Here is a 16340-nt window from a genome sequence, read left to right as displayed (position 1 = left end):
CCCCTGTGAGGCCGGGCCCGGATGAGGCAGGATGGGAGGTGGAAAGGGCGGCCTCTCATTGCCGGCCACCACGTGCACTGAGAAATGAGGACCCCCATGAGCATCGATCCGTCGTCCATCCCGTCGTTCGGCCTGCCGCAGGGCGGGCAGCCGGGTGGCGGCCAGGGCGGCCGACCGGCCGGCCCGCCGCCGATCATCGTCCCGGACCAGGCCCTGGTGACCCAGCTGCTGGACCAGATGCAGCTCAAGCACGTCGTGGACGAGGAGGGCGACCTCACCGCCCCCTGGGAGGGCTTCCGCGTCTACTACATGTTCCGCGGCGAGCAGAAGGAGCTCTTCGCGGTCCGCGCGTTCTACGACCGCGCGCACCCGCTGGAGGACAAGGCCGAGCTCCTCGACCTCATCGACGAGTGGAACCGTGAGACCCTCTGGCCCAAGGTCTACACCCACACCCACGAGGACGGCGTGGTCCGCCTGATCGGCGAGGCCCAGATGATCGTCGGCACCGGCGTGAACCTGGACTACTTCGTCACCACCACCGCCAACTGGACCCAGGCCGCCGTCGGCTTCGAGCAGTGGATCGTCGAGCGCCTCGGCCTCCAGAAGGAGATCGAGGGCGAGGAGGGCGACGGCCAGGCCCCCGAGGGCACCGACGAGGCCTGACCCCCGAGCGTCAGCACACGGCACGGCCCGCCACCGGCACACCCCGGCGGCGGGCCGTCCTTGTCCCCGGCCGCCGCACGGCCCCGGGATGGGGCCGACACCGAGGCGTGAGGAGCCGCCATGGGTACGAGGCCGCTGCTGAACCGCAGGCCGGACGGGCTGGGCACGAGCAGCACTTCTACGGCCTCACGTACGACCCCGACACCGAGGTGCTGGTCACCGCACGACCTGCTGGTCGTCACCGACGAGGTCTACGAGCACCTGGTGTTCAGCGGCGGCCGGCCCGACCGCCGCCCTGCCCGGCATGCGCGAGCGGGCCGTCTCCATCTCCTCCGCCGGCAAGACCTTCTCCTTCATGGGGTGGAAGGTCGGCTGGGTCAAGCCCTGCTCGCCTACCCACAAGTCCGAGCCGGCGCCCGGTCCACCGATCGCAGTAAGGAGCAACTGATTACTATCCGACGGTAATCATTTCTGGGCAGGGGGAACGCCGCCTACGGGTGGCGCCCGATTGCGGGGGGAAACACATGTCGGATCCTGATATGTCCTTGGAGCTCAAGGTCAATCCGGCCGAGCTGGACGGCTGCGGACAGAGCGCCCAGCACATAGGCGGTCTCATACCGGGCGAGACGTCGAAGATCACCGAGCCGTGCAACCAGACCGCCACCGGTCTGCGGGGCTTTCTCACCGCCGCCGCCATCACGAACTGCGGCACGAACTGGAAGACGCTGCTGGACAAGCTCGGCGGCGACATGGGCGGCGTCGGCACCAAGCTCGCCGCATCGGCCGCCTACTACCGCCAGGTCGAGAAGGACATCCACACGAGCATGAGGAACCCGGCCGCCCCGATCCCGGACGAGCCGGACCCCTTCGGCACGACCGTCGTCCCGGGCCCCGTGAAGCCCTCCAGCGCGAAGGCGGCCGAGTAACCGATGGACATCAAGACCCTTCACGACGCCGACGTCATCGGCATCATCACCGCGAAGAACGCCTTCGACACCCTCGCCACCGCCTTCGGCCAGCACAAGGACAACTGGCAGACCGAGGTCATCGACCGGCTGAACCGCTCCCAGTGGACGGGCACCGCCGCCGGCCACGCCCAGGCCCGGATCCAGCTCCTGGAGAACGAGCTCCAAGCCGCCCAGCAGGAGATCGGCCTCGTCAGCAGGGCCCTGCAGGACGCCTACGACGGCTTCGCCGCCGCCCAGTCACACCTGATCAGCGCCCTCGACGACGCCAAGACCCACAAGCTGACCGTGGCCGCCGACGGCGGGATCACCTGGGACAACGACCCGAACTCCGCGAACTTCGCCGGCACCGACGCCGAGAACCAGGCCAAGCAGATCCAGGCCCGGATCACCGCCGCGCTCAACGAGGCCGACCACGCGGACCAGACCATCAACACCCGGCTCGCCCACCTCGCCACCAACGCGAGCAGCGGCACCGGCCTCGACTCGGCCACCGTGAAGGCCGACACGGACGCCGCCAACGCGCTCCAGCAGATCCCCGCCGCCGGCACCGACCCGAACAGCGTCAAGGCCTGGTGGAACGGCCTGACCGATGCTCAGCAGCAGCGGATGATCCTCAACCACCCGGACCAGGTCGGCAACCTCGACGGCATCCCCGCCGCCGCCCGCAACCAGGCCAACCGGACCAACCTGAAGAACCTGATCCAGGACCGCCAGCGCCAGATCGCCGACCTCGGCCCCGCGCCGGCCGCCACCGTGGGTACCGGCAGGTTCATCCGCCCGAACCCCGCCTACACGGAGTGGAAGGCCAAGCGCGACGCCCTGCAGGAGAAGCTCGACGGCTTCCAATCCATCCAGGACCGGCTCGACGGCAAGAAGGACGGTGGTGCGGGCGGGCCGAACTCCGACCCGCCGCTGCTGTTGCTGGGGATCGGTGATCAGGGGCAGGGCCGTGCGATCGTGTCCTGGGGTGACCCGGACAAGGCGCGCAACGTCTCGTCCCTGGTGCCCGGGCTGAACAGCACCATGGCGGGCGTCGGAGGCGGCGACGCCATGACGGCGAAGCGCATCTACGATTCCGCGGTGAGCAGCGCGGGGCCCAACGAGACGCCGAGTGTCGCCTCTGTGTTCTGGTTGGGGTACGACGCCCCGCAGTTGGACGGTCCATCGGTGCTCACCGAGGACCGGGCGGTCGCGGGCGGGGCTGACTACAACAAGTTCCTCACCGGACTCCGGGCCACCCATGAGGGGGCGCCGGCGCACATGACCGCGCAGGGGCACAGCTACGGCTCCCTGGTGGTCGGGAAAGCCACCCAGCACCCCGGCGGCCTGCCCGTCGACGACATCGTCCTGGTCGGCAGCCCGGGCGTCGGGGTGGACAAGGCGACGCAGCTCGGGATCGGTGCGGATCACGTGTACGTCGGCACGGCCAAGTACGATCCCGTCGCGGACGCGCCGTCCCCCGGGATGCTCATTCCCGGTTGGGCCGCGGTCGAGGCGATCACGAATCCCGACGGGTCGTGGCACGGCACGGACCCGGCGAGCGAGAGCTTCGGCGGGCAGCGCTTCTCGGTGGCGGACGGGACCATCACCGACTCGCACGACAACTACTTCGGGAAGCACGGCGCGGGCGGCGACTCGCTCCCCAACATCGGGAAGATCGTGAGCGGCCACGGGAACACGATCACCCGGCAGGACCCACGGTGAGGGCCCCGACATGGCGCGTGACCGTGCCGGGGGTCGTGCTGGCGCTCCTCGTCGGCTGGCTCGCCTGGCCGGAGCAGAAGGAACCCACCGTGCCGGTCGAGCAGGCGCAGCACCGGGTCGAGGGCGAACTCGCCGATGTCGCTGGGGCCTTCCACCCGGGGCTCCAGTGGGCTGAGACGAAGTTCGAGAGCAACCCCGACCTGACCGGGTTCTGCGGAACGTCCGGGTGCAGGAAGACGGGTCGCACGGAGATGATCGCCAAACAGGCGGCCCGGGTCCGGATCGCCTCCAGGCGGGGTCAGGAGCCGCTCGACCTCGTCCAGGCGCTCTGGAAGGGAAAGGGCTACCCGGTCGAGCGCTCCGAGGGCGCGGTGGAAGTGAGGGGCTCGGGGTTCACCCTCTGGTTCGCCGTGCGTGTGAACGGTTGCGCGGAGGTCCGAGCCACCCTGACCGATGTCACCGACACCACCGATGCCAACGGCAACGGCGGGTTCCTCCATGGACCGCTGAACTACGCCGACCAGTGCGCGACGGTCGACGACCCGTACTGGTCGAGCTGAGGCACGAGTCGGGCCGGGGCGGCGGGCGCGCATGCTTGTCCGCCGCCCACCGGCCGTCAGAAGATGTCCCCCACGACGAGCTGTGAGGAGCCTTTCGCATGGGAACCAGGCCGCTGCTGAACCGCAGGCTGGACGGGCTGGGTACGACGATCTTCGCCGAGATGTCGGCCCTCGCCACCGCCACCGGCTCGATCAACCTCGGCCAGGGCTTCCCGGACACCGACGGACCCGAGGAGATCCGCGAGGCCGCCGTACGGGCCCTGCGCGACGGCCGTGGCAACCAGTACCCGCCCGGCCCCGGTATCCCCGAGCTGCGGCAGGCCGTCGCCGGGCACCAGCAGCGCTTCTACGGCCTCACGTACGACCCCGACACCGAGGTGCTGGTCACCGCCGGCGCCACCGAGGCCATCGCCGCCGCCCTGCTCGCCCTGCTGGAGCCGGGCGACGAGGTCATCGCCTTCGAGCCCTTCTACGACTCGTACTCCGCGTGCATCGCCATGGCCGGCGCCACCCGCGTCCCGCTCACCCTGCGCGCGCCCGGCTTCCGGCCCGACCTGGACGAGCTGCGGGCGCTGATCACCCCGCGCACCCGCCTGCTGCTGATCAACACCCCGCACAACCCCACCGGCCTGGTCCTCACCCCCGCCGAGCTCGCCGCGATCGCCGGACTCGCCGTCGAACACGACCTGCTGGTCGTCACCGACGAGGTCTACGAGCACCTGGTGTTCAGCGGCGGCCACCACCCGATCGCCGCCCTGCCCGGCATGCGCGAGCGGACCGTCTCCATCTCCTCCGCCGGCAAGACCTTCTCCTTCACGGGGTGGAAGGTCGGCTGGGTGACCGCGAGCGCCCCCCTGGTCGCCGCCGTCCGCACCGCCAAGCAGTACCTGACCTACGTCAGCGCCGGGCCGTTCCAGTACGCCGTCGCCGAGGCCCTGCGCCTCCCCGACGGCTACTTCGACGATTTCCGGGCCGACATGCTCCGCAAGCGGGACCTGCTCGGCGACGGGCTGGCGGCCGCCGGCTTCGCCGTGTTCCAGCCGCAGGGCACCTACTTCATCACCACCGACATCACACCGCTGGGCGAGAAGGACGGCGTCGAGTTCTGCCGCTCCCTCCCCGGGCGCTGCGGCGTCGTCGCCATCCCCAACGCCGTCTTCTACGACGACGCCGAGGCTGGGCGGAGCCTCGTCCGGTTCACCTTCTGCAAGCGCGACGACGTCCTCGCCGAGGCCGTCACGCGGCTCCGGCGGCTCTGACCGATCCGGCCGGGTCGCCGATCCCGCCGGAGGAGGCGGTGACCCGGCCCAGCCGGATCCCCCCACCCGGCGGGATCGGCGGGATGTTCTGACCATTCGTCAACTTGCCCGACGGGCACGGGTGTTCGCTGCCTGTTAGGCATTCGGCATGCCTGTCGGGCAGGACCGCGGGGGAGCGTGGACCGCCTTGCGCCGGGAGCGTGGGAGGGTGGGGCGCACGGGGCTCGTGGGCGGCGTGCGTGCAGAGCGCACGGCGCATCAGCCGGTGCGAGGGGCGCGCGCTGTGCAGAGTCGCACACCGGGTCGATCAGAGCGGGGAAGCAGGTGTGCCCGAAACGGTGAATGCTTGACAAAGTTGGGTAAATCACCGGCGGACCCGGCGTATTCATGCTTCTCTGCTGCTGAATCTCCAGCCGGAATCCTTCCTTCCACGGTCGGCCGCGCCCTGGACCGCACAGCCACGAACAGCCTCGCCTTTGCCTGGCCCTACTCGCTGCTGCTCGACGGGCGCGCACGGAGCTGAAACGCGGAGCCGAGCATGCTCACCACACTGCAGACCTCCTACACGGACACCCGCGCCGGTGACCTGGCCTGGTGCCTGGGCGGCGAAACCCTGCCCGCTCTCGCCGTCCGCGACCTCAGACTGGACGGTGCCGGGCGTCCCGGTCCGCCCGGCACCCTGCAGCTGCGGCTGCTCGGCGCATCGCACCAGGTGGTGATCGCCGCCGGACCGGGCGAGTGCCTGGAGACCGTCGCCTGCCTGCCCGGCCGCCGGACCCCGCTGCCGGCCCGGGTGGCCAAGCAGGTCGACGGCTGGGAGTACGAGTTCGCGGCCCGGATCGAGGCGCTGCCGCCGCACGACTTCGCCGCCCGCGCCCAGGAGTTGCTGGCCCTGGTCGAGGGGCACCCGCGCGGCCTGGCCGGGGTCTTCCCGGGCGATCCGAGCGCCTTCACCGCGCTGGTTGCCCAGGGCGGCGCGGACCGGCTGCTCTGGCGCACCTGGCACGCCTACCCGCAGGAGGGGCAGCTGGTCTGCACCCGCTCCTCGCTCGTGGTGTCCCGGTGAGCACGGCAACCGCCAGAAGCGGTCATACGGCCGCAGACCGGCCCCCATTCGTACGCAGGAACGATCCGTCAACCCGACGTATCGCACTGTCCGTCGAATGGACGCAGCCACCCGTACCGAACGTCGCCTAGCGTTTGTTCGTGATCAACCATCCGGCCGGTCCCCCCGCACAGCCGGGACTCGACCTCGACGACGGCAGCCCACTCCGGCTCGGGCGGAGCCTGACCCCCCTGCCCGCCCGCCGTCGGTGCCGGCTGCGTGCCCGCCCCCGGCTCGCCCGGCTCACCGTTCTGCTGGCCTCGTTCGTCTGCGCGGCCTGCGGACTCGTCTACGAGCTCGAACTCGTGGCGCTCGGCAGCTACCTGCTCGGGGACTCCGTCACCCAGACGTCCGTCGTGCTCTCCGTCATGGTGTTCGCGATGGGCCTGGGCTCCCTGCTCGCCAAGCGCTTCACCCGCCGCCCGGCCACCGCCTTCGCCCTGGTCGAGTGTGCGCTCGCGCTCACCGGCGGGCTCTCCGTCCTCGCGCTGTACTCCTGCTGGGCCTGGATCGGCCGCTACCAGGCCGCGATGGTCGGCCTGACCTGCCTGATCGGCGTCCTGATCGGCGCCGAGATCCCCCTGCTGATGACGCTCATCCAGCGCATCCGGCGCGAGGACGCCGGGCGGGCCGCGGCCGACCTCTTCGCCGCCGACTACGTGGGGGCGCTGATCGGCGGGCTGGCCTTCCCGTTCCTGATCCTGCCCACGTTCGGGCCCGGCACCGGCGCCCTGGTCACCGGCGCGGTCAACGCGGTCGCCGGGGCCGCCGTGGTGCTCTGGCTGTTCCGCGAGGAACCGGCCCCGCGGATCCGGATGCTGCTCTGGTGCTGCTGCGGGCTCGTCCTGACCGCCCTCGCCGCGGCCGCCGCCTGGTCCGGCGCGATCGAACGGGCCGCCCGGAGCGCCCTGTACGGCCCGCAGGTCCGCTTCGCCGCCCACGGCCGGCACCAGGAGATCGTGCTCACCGGCCCGGCCGAGGGCCCGCTGCGGCTCTACCTGGACGGGCGGCTCGCGGTCTGCGGCCCCGACGAGTACCGGGGCAGCGAGGCGCTGGTCCACCCGGCGATGGCGGCCGGGCCGGACGCCCGGGTGCTGCTGCTCGGCGGCGGCGACGGGCTCGCCCTGCGCGAGGTGCTGCGGCACGGAGGGGTCCGCTCGGTCCTGGTCGTCGACGCCGACCCGGCGCTCACCCGGCTGGCCCGGACCGACCCGGGCCTGGCCGCGCTCTCCGGCCACTCGCTGGACGACCCCCGGGTCAGGACCGCCGACGCCGACCCGCTGGAGTGGCTGCGCAGCGTCCGCACGGGCGACCGCACCTTCGACGTCGTCCTCGCCGACCTGCCCGCCCCCGACGAGGCCGGCACGGTCACGTTCCACTCGCAGGAGTTCTACGGCCTCACCACCCGGCTGCTCTCCCCCGGCGGGCGGATCGCCGTCCGGGCCGGCGACGAGCGCAACGGCGACGAGCGGAACGGCCTCTGGCAGGTCGAGTCCGGGCTGCGGGCGGCCGGCCTGCGGACCGTCCCGTACGCCGTCCAGGGCGGCGCCACCACGAGCTGCCGGCCCGGGCCGGAGAGCAGCGGCGACGGTGGCGGCGGCAGCGGCGGCGGCCAGGCCTTCCTGCTCGCGGCCGCCGCCCAGCCCCCGCTCGGCCTCGCCCCGGACGCCCCGCCGCCCCGCGCGCTCACCCCCGACGCCCTCCGCGCCGCCGCCTCCCGCCTCACCGCCCTCCGCCCGGCCCGCCCCCCGGCCGCCCTCACCCTGCTGGGGCCGCGGTGAGACGCCGGACGGGCGGGCGACGGGGCTGCGCGGCGGGGCCCCGGGCACGGTCCGGCGGGGCGACGGGGGCCGGGCGGAAAAGTCGGCGCGACAGGTGGGGGCCGCAGCAGGGACCATCGGGGGTCCGATCGGTAGGCTCCGTGGCATGGAGCATGAGGTTGTCGTCCCGATGCCGGCCGAGCTGGTCCGGCAGGCCCTGCTGGATCCGGCTCTGCTGGCCCGTTGCGTGCCGGGGCTCAGCACCGAGCCCGCCGCCGTCGGCAGCGGCCCCGCCGAGGAGATCGGCGGACGGCTGAAGCTGCGGGTCGGCGCCTCCACCATCACCTACCGCGGCGTGCTGTCGCTGATCGAGGGCCGCGAGGGCGTGCTCACCGTGTTCGCCGAGGGCCAGGAGGCACGCGGCAGCGGCGAGGCGACCGCCACCCTCCGGGTCAGCGTCGCCGACGGCGCCGAGGACGGCAGCGCACTGGTCCGGTTCACCGGCGACCTGAGCGCCACCGGGCGGCTGACCGAGTTCGACGAGGAGACCCTCACCGCGACCGGCCACCGTCTGCTGGACCGCTTCGCCGCCGCCCTCGCCTCCCCGGACGCGACGGCGGACACGGACGTGGACGCGGACACGGACGTGGAGGCGGACGCGGACGCGGCGGCGGACGCGGACGCGGCGGCGGACACCGACGCGGACGTGGAGGCGGACGCGGACGCGGCGGCGGACGCGGACGCGGCGGCGGACACCGACGCGGACGTGGAGGCGGACGCGGACGCGGCGGCGGACACCGACGCGGACGCGAAGACCGACCAGGAAGCCGAGACCGAGGCCGAGGAGACCGCGACGAGCGAGGACGCGGCCCAGGACGCCGAGGGCACGGAGGAGGCCCAGGAAGCGGAGGGCACGGAGGACGCCCAGGACGCCGAGGGCACGGAGGAGGCCCAGGAAGCGGAGGGCACGGAGGACGCCCAGGACGCCGAGGGCACGGAGGACGCCCAGGACGCCGAGGAGCCCACCGCCACCGTGTTCTTCCTGGACGACCACCAGAGCGAGCCCGGTGAGGACCTCGACGACGACCTCTCCGACCTGATCGCCTTCTCCGACGCCGACGCCGAGCGCTTCGGCCTGCCAACCGGCGACGCGGCCGGCCGCGAGGACGAGCACGAGGACTCCGAGGGCGTCGAGGACCCCGCCGCCGCGGAGGAGCCGCCCGCCGGACTCCCCGCCGAGCTGCCCTTCGAGTACGAGCAGGAGCCGGTGCTCAGCGGCCCCGTCCGCCGCAGCATCGTCGGCCGCTCCGCCGAGGAGGTGGACCACGCACCGCCGCGCGGCCGCTACGCCCCCGCCCTGCCGGCCCGCAGCGCGCGGGCCCGGGCGGCGTCCCGCTGGGGCGGCGAGGCTGGCGGAATCGTGGTGCCGGGCCCGGGCGGCCGCAGTGCCGTGCCGTGGATGATCGGCGGCGGTGTCGCGCTGGTCGGCGGCGCCGTGGTGCTGGTCAGGGCCCTGCGCCGACGCTAGCCGGGCTCTCAGGGCCTAGACTGAACGCTCATGAGCAACGACCGCGACGCCCTGCTGGCACAGATCAAGGACAAGGCCGTCGTGCACGGCAAGGTCACCCTTTCCTCCGGCAAGGAGGCCGACTACTACGTCGACCTGCGCCGGATCACGCTGGACGGCCAGGCCGCCCCGCTGGTCGGCCGGGTGATGCTGGACGCGACCGCCCACCTGGAGTACGACGCCGTCGGCGGTCTGACCCTCGGTGCCGACCCGGTGGCCTCCGCCATGCTGCACGCCGCCGCGGCGCGCGGCCGGGAGCTGGACGCCTTCGTGGTCCGCAAGGCGGGCAAGGCGCACGGCCTCCAGCGCCGGATCGAGGGCCCGGAGGTCAAGGGCCGCCGGGTGCTGGCGGTCGAGGACACCTCCACCACCGGTGGCTCGGTGCTGACCGCCGTCGAGGCCCTGCGCGAGGCGGGCGCCGAGGTGGTCGGTGTCGCGGTGATCGTGGAGCGCGGCGGCGCCGCCGCGGTCGAGGCAACGGGCCTGCCGTACGTCACCGCGTACAACCTGGACGACCTGGGCCTCTGACGGCCCGAGTACGACGAAACGGCCGGGGCCGGGAGCTGTTCCACGTGGAACAGCTCCCGGCCCCGGCCGTTTCGTCGTCGTTCCGTGGCTCAGCCGCGGCGGTGGCGCCCGCCGGCCTGGACGGCCTCGGCCTCCGCGGCGGCCGTCCCGGCGCCGCCCGCCTTCTTCTTCCTGCGCTCGCGCACCACCTCGATCAGGATCGGCGAGATCGAGAGCAGCACGATCAGCAGCACCGCCGGAATCAGGTACTTGTCGATCACCGGGGCGAGCGCGTCACCGAAGAAGTAGCCGATCAGCAGCATGGACTCGGTCCAGAGCACACCGCCGACCACGTTCCAGAGGAAGAACGTCCGGGCCGGCATCTCCAGGGTGCCCGCGACCGGGTTGAGGAAGGTGCGGACGATCGGCATGAAGCGGGCCAGGACCACGGCCTTGCCGGGACCGAACTTGTTGAAGTACTCCTCGGCCTTCACCACGTACTCGCGGCGGAAGATCTTCGACTCGGGCTTGTCGAACATCTTCGGTCCGACCTTCACCCCGATCAGGTGCCCGAGCTGCGCGCCGGCGATGGCGGCGATCGGGGCCCCGATCAGCAGTGCCGCGATCGGCAGCTTCGTGCCCTCGCCGAGCACCGACGAGGCGGCGTTCGAGGCGGCCACGCCCGCGATGATGAGCAGGGAGTCCCCGGGGAAGAAGAACCCGACCAGGAGGCCGGTCTCCGCGAAGATGATCGCGATCAGCCCGATGGCACCGAGGGACGAGATCAGTGATTTGGCGTCGAGCAGGTTGACGGCCAGCTGGTTGTAGTCCACGGCCGCAGGATAGCGGGCCCGTCTTTACCAGGGCTTCGCCCCGGTGGCCGAGAGGAGGGTCATCCTTTCGGAGCACCCGGTCATCCGTCCGCCCCGTGCCGCGTAGCACGTCGGAGCGACCGTCCCGACTGGCGGGCTGCCTGCTGACCCCGGAGCGCAAGTCTGGGAAGATGGCACAGGCGTCCGGGCCGCGGTCGCGAACACCCTCATTGTCGACCGTGGCGGCCGCCTCGAGCCCAGGTACCGGAGAGCCGCACCGCAGAGCCGCGCTCGGCTGCCGTTACCCCGGAAGTCGTAACGAAGGCGTACACAGCGTCGGACAGCACCGTCCGTACGCCGCAACCCGACAGGAGCGGATCGCATGCCCATCGCAACTCCCGAGGTCTACAACGAGATGCTGGACCGGGCCAAGGCGGGCAAGTTCGCCTACCCGGCCATCAACGTCACCTCGTCGCAGACGCTGCACGCCGCCCTGCGCGGCTTCGCCGAGGCCGAGAGCGACGGCATCATCCAGATCTCGACCGGTGGTGCGGAGTTCCTGGGCGGCCAGCACAACAAGGACATGGTGACCGGCGCCGTCGCGCTCGCCGAGTTCGCGCACATCGTCGCCGCCAAGTACGACATCACCGTCGCGCTGCACACCGACCACTGCCCGAAGGACAAGCTGGACGGCTACGTCCGCCCGCTGCTGGCGGTCTCCGCCGAGCGCGTGGCCAAGGGCCAGAACCCGCTGTTCCAGTCGCACATGTGGGACGGCTCGGCCGAGACCCTGAACGACAACCTGGCCATCGCCGAGGAGCTGCTGGCCCAGGCCGTCGCCGCCAAGATCATCCTTGAGGTCGAGATCACCCCGACCGGCGGCGAGGAGGACGGTGTCACGCACGAGATCAACGACGAGCTGTACACCACCGTCAACGACGCCGTCCGCACCGCCGAGGCCCTGGGCCTGGGCGAGAAGGGCCGCTACCTGCTGGCCGCCTCCTTCGGCAACGTGCACGGCGTCTACAAGCCGGGCAACGTCGTCCTGAAGCCGGAGCTGCTGCGCGAGCTCCAGGACGCGATCGGCAAGCAGTACGGCAAGACCGACCCGTTCGACTTCGTCTTCCACGGCGGCTCGGGCTCGACCGCGGAGGAGATCGCCACCGCGCTGGAGAACGGCGTCGTGAAGATGAACCTGGACACCGACACCCAGTACGCCTTCACCCGCCCGGTCGCCGGCCACATGTTCGCGAACTACGACGGTGTGCTGAAGGTCGACGGCGAGGTCGGCAAGAAGAACACCTACGACCCGCGCACCTGGGGCAAGCTCGCCGAGGCCGGCATGGCCGCCCGCGTCCTGGAGGCCGCCCAGCAGCTGCGCTCGGCCGGCAACCGCCTGAAGTAAGGCTCCGCCGCAGGCGGGACCTGGCGCATGCCCCCCAGTGGTTCACTGGGGGGCATGACCACAGACAGCCCCTTCGCGGGCCAGAACCTCCTCGGGGGCCCGCCCCCGACCCACCTGCCCGCCGAGCCCGCTCCGCTGGAGCTGCTGGCCGGCGGCGCCTCCCCGGCCGAGGTCGCGGCGAAGTACCCGACCTCCTCGCTGGCCTGGGCCCAGCTCGCCGACGACGCCTTCGCCGCCGGCCGCACCGTCGAGTCCTACGCGTACGCCCGCACCGGCTACCACCGCGGGCTGGACTCGCTGCGCCGGGCCGGCTGGAAGGGCCACGGCCCGGTGCCGTGGGAGCACGAACCGAACCGCGGCTTCCTGCGGGCGCTGCACGCGCTCGGCCGGGCCGCCGCCGCGATCGAGGAGAAGGAGGAGGCGGAGCGCTGCGCGCAGTTCCTCCGGGACAGCTCGCCGACCGCCGCCGCCACCCTGGGCTGATCCGCCCGGTCCGCCGTGATCCGCCGGTCCCCGCCGCCCCTCCGGGCGGCGGGGACCGGCGGATTTGCCGTGCATACCCGGTACGTGGACATTCACCTGGTCTCCATGCCAGGGTGTCCGGGCGGGGGGAACGCACACGTCAGTTCGAAGGCTCCGCGACCCCACCGGTCAGACAGGAAGCCTCACCGTGCCCACAGCCCGACCCGACCAGCGCGGCTCCCGCGCGCGCAGCTCCCGTGGTGCCGGGTCCCGTACCGGAGGCTCCCGTGGCGCCGCCCCTCGGGCCCGCGGCGGGCGGGCCGGCCAGGGCCAGGCGGGCGGGGGCCGCAGGCGCCGCCAGCGCCGCAGGCTCGGCCCGGGGATGGTCTGCGCCCTGGTGGCGGCCGTGCTGATACTCGGCGGCACGCTCTACGTGCTGAACCGCCCCGACACCCTGCCCGACAGCGGGCAGACCGCCCAGGGCCGGGTCGCGCCGTCCGACCACGGCACCCCGGCCGCACCCGCCCCGGCCACGACACCGGCCACGACGCCGACCCCCACCCCGCCGCCCGCCCCGGAGCCGAGCGCCCCCGAGCCGAGCGCCCCGGACCCGGGCCCGAGCAAGGGCGCGGGCACCTTCACCGTCGCCCCCGGCGCCGCCGCAGCGGTCGGCAAGGGCACCGTCCGCCGCTACCGGGTGGAGGTCGAGGACGGCATCGGGATCGACCCGGCGGGCGCCGCGGCCCAGGTCCAGGCCATCCTGGCCGACAAGCGGGGCTGGACCAACGACCGCAAGAACGGCTTCCAGCTGGTGGCGAACGGCACGTACGACTTCACCGTGAAGATCGCGTCACCGGCCACCGTGGACAGGATCTGCGGCGCGGCCGGGCTGGACACCCACGGCGAGGTCAACTGCAACGTCGGCAACCAGGTGCTGGTCAACGTCAAGCGCTGGAACACCGGTTCACCGCAGTTCAGCGGCCCGATCGAGGAGTACCGGGCACTGATCGTCAACCACGAGGTGGGGCATCGGATCGGCCACGGGCACGAGACCTGCCCGGGCAAGGGCAAGCCGGCGCCCGCGATGATGCAGCAGATCTACGGCCTCAAGGGCTGCGAGCCCAACGCCTGGCCGTACTCGGCGGACGGGACGTACCTCAGCGGCCCGGCCGTGCCCTGAGGCCGGCGGGCCGGGACAGACCTGAGACGGATTCACCGACCGCCCGCGGCAGGGGCCGTCCTACGCTGACCGCATGACAGCCGACCGCACCGCAGCCCGGCACCCCCGGCTCCTCACCGCGGTCGGCGAAGGGCGAGGCCAGGCCACCCCCGGGGCGGGCACCGCCGCGGTGGCCCGGATCCCCGCGGTGGGCGCGGGCGACATCGTGCTGATCGTGTCGCAGGACACCGACACCACCGGCCGGGACCAGGCGCTCACCGGCGCGCCGCTCCAGCGGGCCGGGGCGGCGCTCGCCGCCCAACTGCACGGCTGAGTCCGGGGGCCGCTCAGCCGAGCAGCGGCAGGTACTCCCGCAGGTCGCTCCGCTCACCGCTGGCCGCGACGGCCGCCGCGTCCACCGCGGTCGCCCAGTCGGCCCGCCCGGTGGCGAGCCGGATCCAGGTCAGCGGGTCGGTCTCGACCACGTTCGGCGGGGTGCCCCGGGTGTGCCGGGGTCCCTCGACGGCCTGCACCACGGCGTACGGCGGCACCCGCAGCTCGACCGCGCCGCCGGGCACCCGGTCGGCGAGGGCGTCGGCCAGCAGCCGGGTGACGGCTGCCAGCGCCTGCCGGTCGTGCGGGAAGGCCGCCAGACCGAGCGCGTCGGCCAGGTCGTCGGCGTGCACGACCGCCTCCACCAGCCGGGTGACCAGCATGTCGGCGAGCGTCATCGAACCCAGCCGGATCTCGAACCGCCGCTGCGGGTCGGCGACTTCGGGCCCGTCCAGGACGGCGAGCAGCGCGTCGGCAGCCCGGTCGAAGGCGGCCGCGACCGAGGCCGGGTCACCACCGAACTCCCTGGCGGCGTGCTCCCGGGCCCCGGCGTCCAGCAGCGGCGCGACGGTGCCGACGCCGACCACCCAGCGCGCCAGGTCCAGCGCCGGACGCCCCTCCAGGGGGTCGTCCAGGTGCGCGGGCACCCAGTCGAGCTGCACCGCGAGGTGCGCGACCAGCTCGCGCACCCGCCACTCCCCCAGCCTGGTCGGCCCCGCGAGCAGCCGCTCGGCGTCGGGGGCGGCGCAGAGCGCGTGGACGGCGTCGCGCAGCGCGCCGGTCTGGGCCGCCAGCGCGGCGCGGACCTTCGCCGGCTGGTACGTACGGGACTTGGCAGGCATGGGCCCAACATACGCCGAGGGGCGGACGGTTCCTTCGAACCGTCCGCCCCTCGGCACAGCCGCATCAGGCGAGCAGGGCCTCGATGACGCCGGTGTGGGCGTCCTTCAGCTCGGCCAGCGAGACGGTGAACTGCCCCTGGACGTCCAGCGCATCGCCGTCGACCACGCCGATCCGGGTGGCCGGCAGGCCGCGTGCGGTGCACATGTCGTTGAACCGGAGCTCCTCGCTGCGCGGCACCGCGACGACCGCGCGGCCGGCCGACTCGGAGAACAGGAACACGAACGGGTCCTGGCCCTCGGGCACGATGATCCGCGCGCCGTTGCCGCCCTTGAGGCAGCTCTCCACCAGGGCCTGGCCCAGGCCACCGTCGGAGAGGTCGTGCGCGGCGTCGATCATGCCGTCGCGCGAGGCGGCGATCAGGATCTCGCCGAGCAGCTTCTCGCGGCCCAGGTCGACCTTGGGCGGCAGACCGCCGAGGTGGTCGTGGACCACCTGCGACCAGGCCGAGCCGCCGAACTCGTCCGCGGTGTCACCGAGCAGGTAGAGCAGCTGGCCCTCCTCGGCGAAGCCGAGGGGGGTGCGCCGGGTGACGTCGTCGATGACGCCGAGCACCGCGACCACGGGGGTCGGGTGGATGGCGACCTCGCCGGTCTGGTTGTACAGCGAGACGTTGCCGCCGGTGACCGGGGTGCCGAGCTCCAGGCAGGCGTCGGCCAGGCCGCGGGTCGCCTCCGCGAACTGCCACATGACGTCCGGGTCCTCGGGGGAGCCGAAGTTGAGGCAGTCGGAGATGGCGAGCGGCTTGGCACCGCCGGCCGCGACGTTGCGGTACGCCTCGGCGAGGGCCAGCTGGGCGCCGGTGTACGGGTCCAGCTTGGTGTAGCGGCCGTTGCCGTCGGTGGCGACCGAGACGCCGAGGTTGGTCTCCTCGTCGATCCGGATCATGCCCGAGTCCTCGCCGACCGAGAGCACGGTGTTGCCGAGCACGTAGCGGTCGTACTGGTCGGTGATCCAGGACTTGGAGGCCTGGTTCGGGTGGCCGGCGACCTTCAGCAGGTCGGCCTTGAGGCCCTCGCCGGTGGTCGGGCGGGCCAGCCGCGCGGCGTCCGGGGCGTCGGCCTGCAGCGCGTCCTGCCAGCTCGGGCGGGCGAACGGGCGCTGGTAGGTCGGGCCCTCGTGGGCGACGGTGCGCGGCGGCACGTCCACGACGAGCTCGCCGTGCCAGAAGATCTC

The 16340-nt window shown here is 73.0% G+C and carries 16 protein-coding genes and 1 pseudogene; 14 read left to right on the top strand and 3 right to left on the bottom strand.

Going from position 1 to position 16340, the window contains the following annotated elements; genetic code table 11:
* Nucleotides 1-96: 96 nt before the first annotated feature.
* The 10 genes and pseudogenes from C2142_RS19835 to pyrE all read left to right on the top strand — a co-directional run bounded on the left by C2142_RS19835 (nucleotide 97) and on the right by pyrE (nucleotide 10114).
* Complete coding sequence (locus tag C2142_RS19835; protein WP_148643899.1) at nucleotides 97-663, top strand: YbjN domain-containing protein; 567 nt, start codon at nucleotides 97-99, stop codon at nucleotides 661-663.
* 222 nt (nucleotides 664-885) lie between these two features.
* A pseudogene (locus C2142_RS40045) lies at nucleotides 886-1042 on the top strand (aminotransferase class I/II-fold pyridoxal phosphate-dependent enzyme); the annotation flags it as partial.
* Nucleotides 1043-1202: 160 nt separating this feature from the next.
* A complete protein-coding gene (locus C2142_RS19825) occupies nucleotides 1203-1589 on the top strand; it encodes a hypothetical protein (RefSeq protein WP_148643898.1) in 387 nt (128 codons plus the stop codon).
* Between the two features lie 3 nt (nucleotides 1590-1592).
* A complete protein-coding gene (locus C2142_RS19820; protein WP_148643897.1) occupies nucleotides 1593-3335 on the top strand; it encodes an alpha/beta hydrolase in 1743 nt (580 codons plus the stop codon).
* On the top strand, nucleotides 3332-3895 hold the full coding sequence (locus tag C2142_RS19815) for a hypothetical protein (protein WP_148643896.1): 564 nt from the start codon (nucleotides 3332-3334) through the stop codon (nucleotides 3893-3895). The genes C2142_RS19820 and C2142_RS19815 overlap by 4 nt, the downstream gene beginning before the upstream one ends.
* A gap of 98 nt (nucleotides 3896-3993) precedes the next feature.
* Nucleotides 3994-5154 carry a pyridoxal phosphate-dependent aminotransferase gene (locus C2142_RS19810; protein WP_148643895.1) on the top strand — a complete coding sequence of 387 codons (1161 nt, stop codon included), beginning with the start codon at nucleotides 3994-3996 and terminating at the stop codon, nucleotides 5152-5154.
* Between the two features lie 538 nt (nucleotides 5155-5692).
* Nucleotides 5693-6220, top strand: coding sequence for a DUF2617 family protein (locus C2142_RS19805; protein ID WP_148643894.1), 528 nt, complete (start codon nucleotides 5693-5695; stop codon nucleotides 6218-6220).
* Nucleotides 6221-6360: 140 nt separating this feature from the next.
* Entirely contained in the window at nucleotides 6361-8040 is a 1680-nt protein-coding gene (locus C2142_RS19800) for a polyamine aminopropyltransferase (RefSeq protein WP_241002671.1), read from the top strand.
* A 145-nt stretch (nucleotides 8041-8185) separates the two neighbouring features.
* The gene (locus C2142_RS19795; RefSeq protein WP_148643893.1) at nucleotides 8186-9547 is read left to right on the top strand and encodes a hypothetical protein; all 1362 of its coding nucleotides are present in this window, start codon (nucleotides 8186-8188) and stop codon (nucleotides 9545-9547) included.
* 30 nt (nucleotides 9548-9577) lie between these two features.
* Nucleotides 9578-10114 (top strand): orotate phosphoribosyltransferase, encoded by a 537-nt coding sequence (gene pyrE, locus C2142_RS19790; RefSeq protein WP_148643892.1) that lies wholly within the window; start codon nucleotides 9578-9580, stop codon nucleotides 10112-10114.
* A gap of 89 nt (nucleotides 10115-10203) precedes the next feature.
* Here pyrE and C2142_RS19785 read toward each other — a convergent pair whose 3' ends face one another.
* Entirely contained in the window at nucleotides 10204-10926 is a 723-nt protein-coding gene (locus C2142_RS19785) for a VTT domain-containing protein (RefSeq protein WP_148643891.1), read from the bottom strand.
* Between the two features lie 361 nt (nucleotides 10927-11287).
* Between C2142_RS19785 and fbaA the strand changes: the two genes are divergently transcribed.
* The 4 genes from fbaA to C2142_RS19765 all read left to right on the top strand — a co-directional run bounded on the left by fbaA (nucleotide 11288) and on the right by C2142_RS19765 (nucleotide 14265).
* Entirely contained in the window at nucleotides 11288-12310 is a 1023-nt protein-coding gene (gene fbaA / locus C2142_RS19780; protein ID WP_148643890.1) for a class II fructose-bisphosphate aldolase, read from the top strand.
* Between the two features lie 54 nt (nucleotides 12311-12364).
* Nucleotides 12365-12793 carry a DUF3151 domain-containing protein gene (locus C2142_RS19775; RefSeq protein WP_148643889.1) on the top strand — a complete coding sequence of 143 codons (429 nt, stop codon included), beginning with the start codon at nucleotides 12365-12367 and terminating at the stop codon, nucleotides 12791-12793.
* Between the two features lie 187 nt (nucleotides 12794-12980).
* Nucleotides 12981-13952 (top strand): DUF3152 domain-containing protein, encoded by a 972-nt coding sequence (locus tag C2142_RS19770; RefSeq protein WP_241002670.1) that lies wholly within the window; start codon nucleotides 12981-12983, stop codon nucleotides 13950-13952.
* Nucleotides 13953-14025: 73 nt separating this feature from the next.
* Complete coding sequence (locus C2142_RS19765) at nucleotides 14026-14265, top strand: hypothetical protein (protein WP_148643888.1); 240 nt, start codon at nucleotides 14026-14028, stop codon at nucleotides 14263-14265.
* A 13-nt stretch (nucleotides 14266-14278) separates the two neighbouring features.
* On the opposite strand, the gene C2142_RS19760 is transcribed toward C2142_RS19765, so the two are convergent.
* Both C2142_RS19760 and C2142_RS19755 read right to left on the bottom strand, forming a co-directional pair.
* Nucleotides 14279-15106, bottom strand: coding sequence for a sterol carrier family protein (locus tag C2142_RS19760; protein WP_148643887.1), 828 nt, complete (start codon nucleotides 15104-15106; stop codon nucleotides 14279-14281).
* A gap of 64 nt (nucleotides 15107-15170) precedes the next feature.
* On the bottom strand, nucleotides 15171-16340 hold a 1170-nt coding region (locus C2142_RS19755; RefSeq protein WP_241002669.1), incomplete at its 5' end, for an AIR synthase related protein.

Origin of the sequence: Streptomyces sp. CB01881, from assembly GCF_002953255.1 — a bacterium.
GTDB lineage: Bacteria > Actinomycetota > Actinomycetes > Streptomycetales > Streptomycetaceae > Kitasatospora.
Note: the sequence above shows the minus strand (reverse complement) of the source record. Positions and strands in the feature narration are given on the sequence as shown.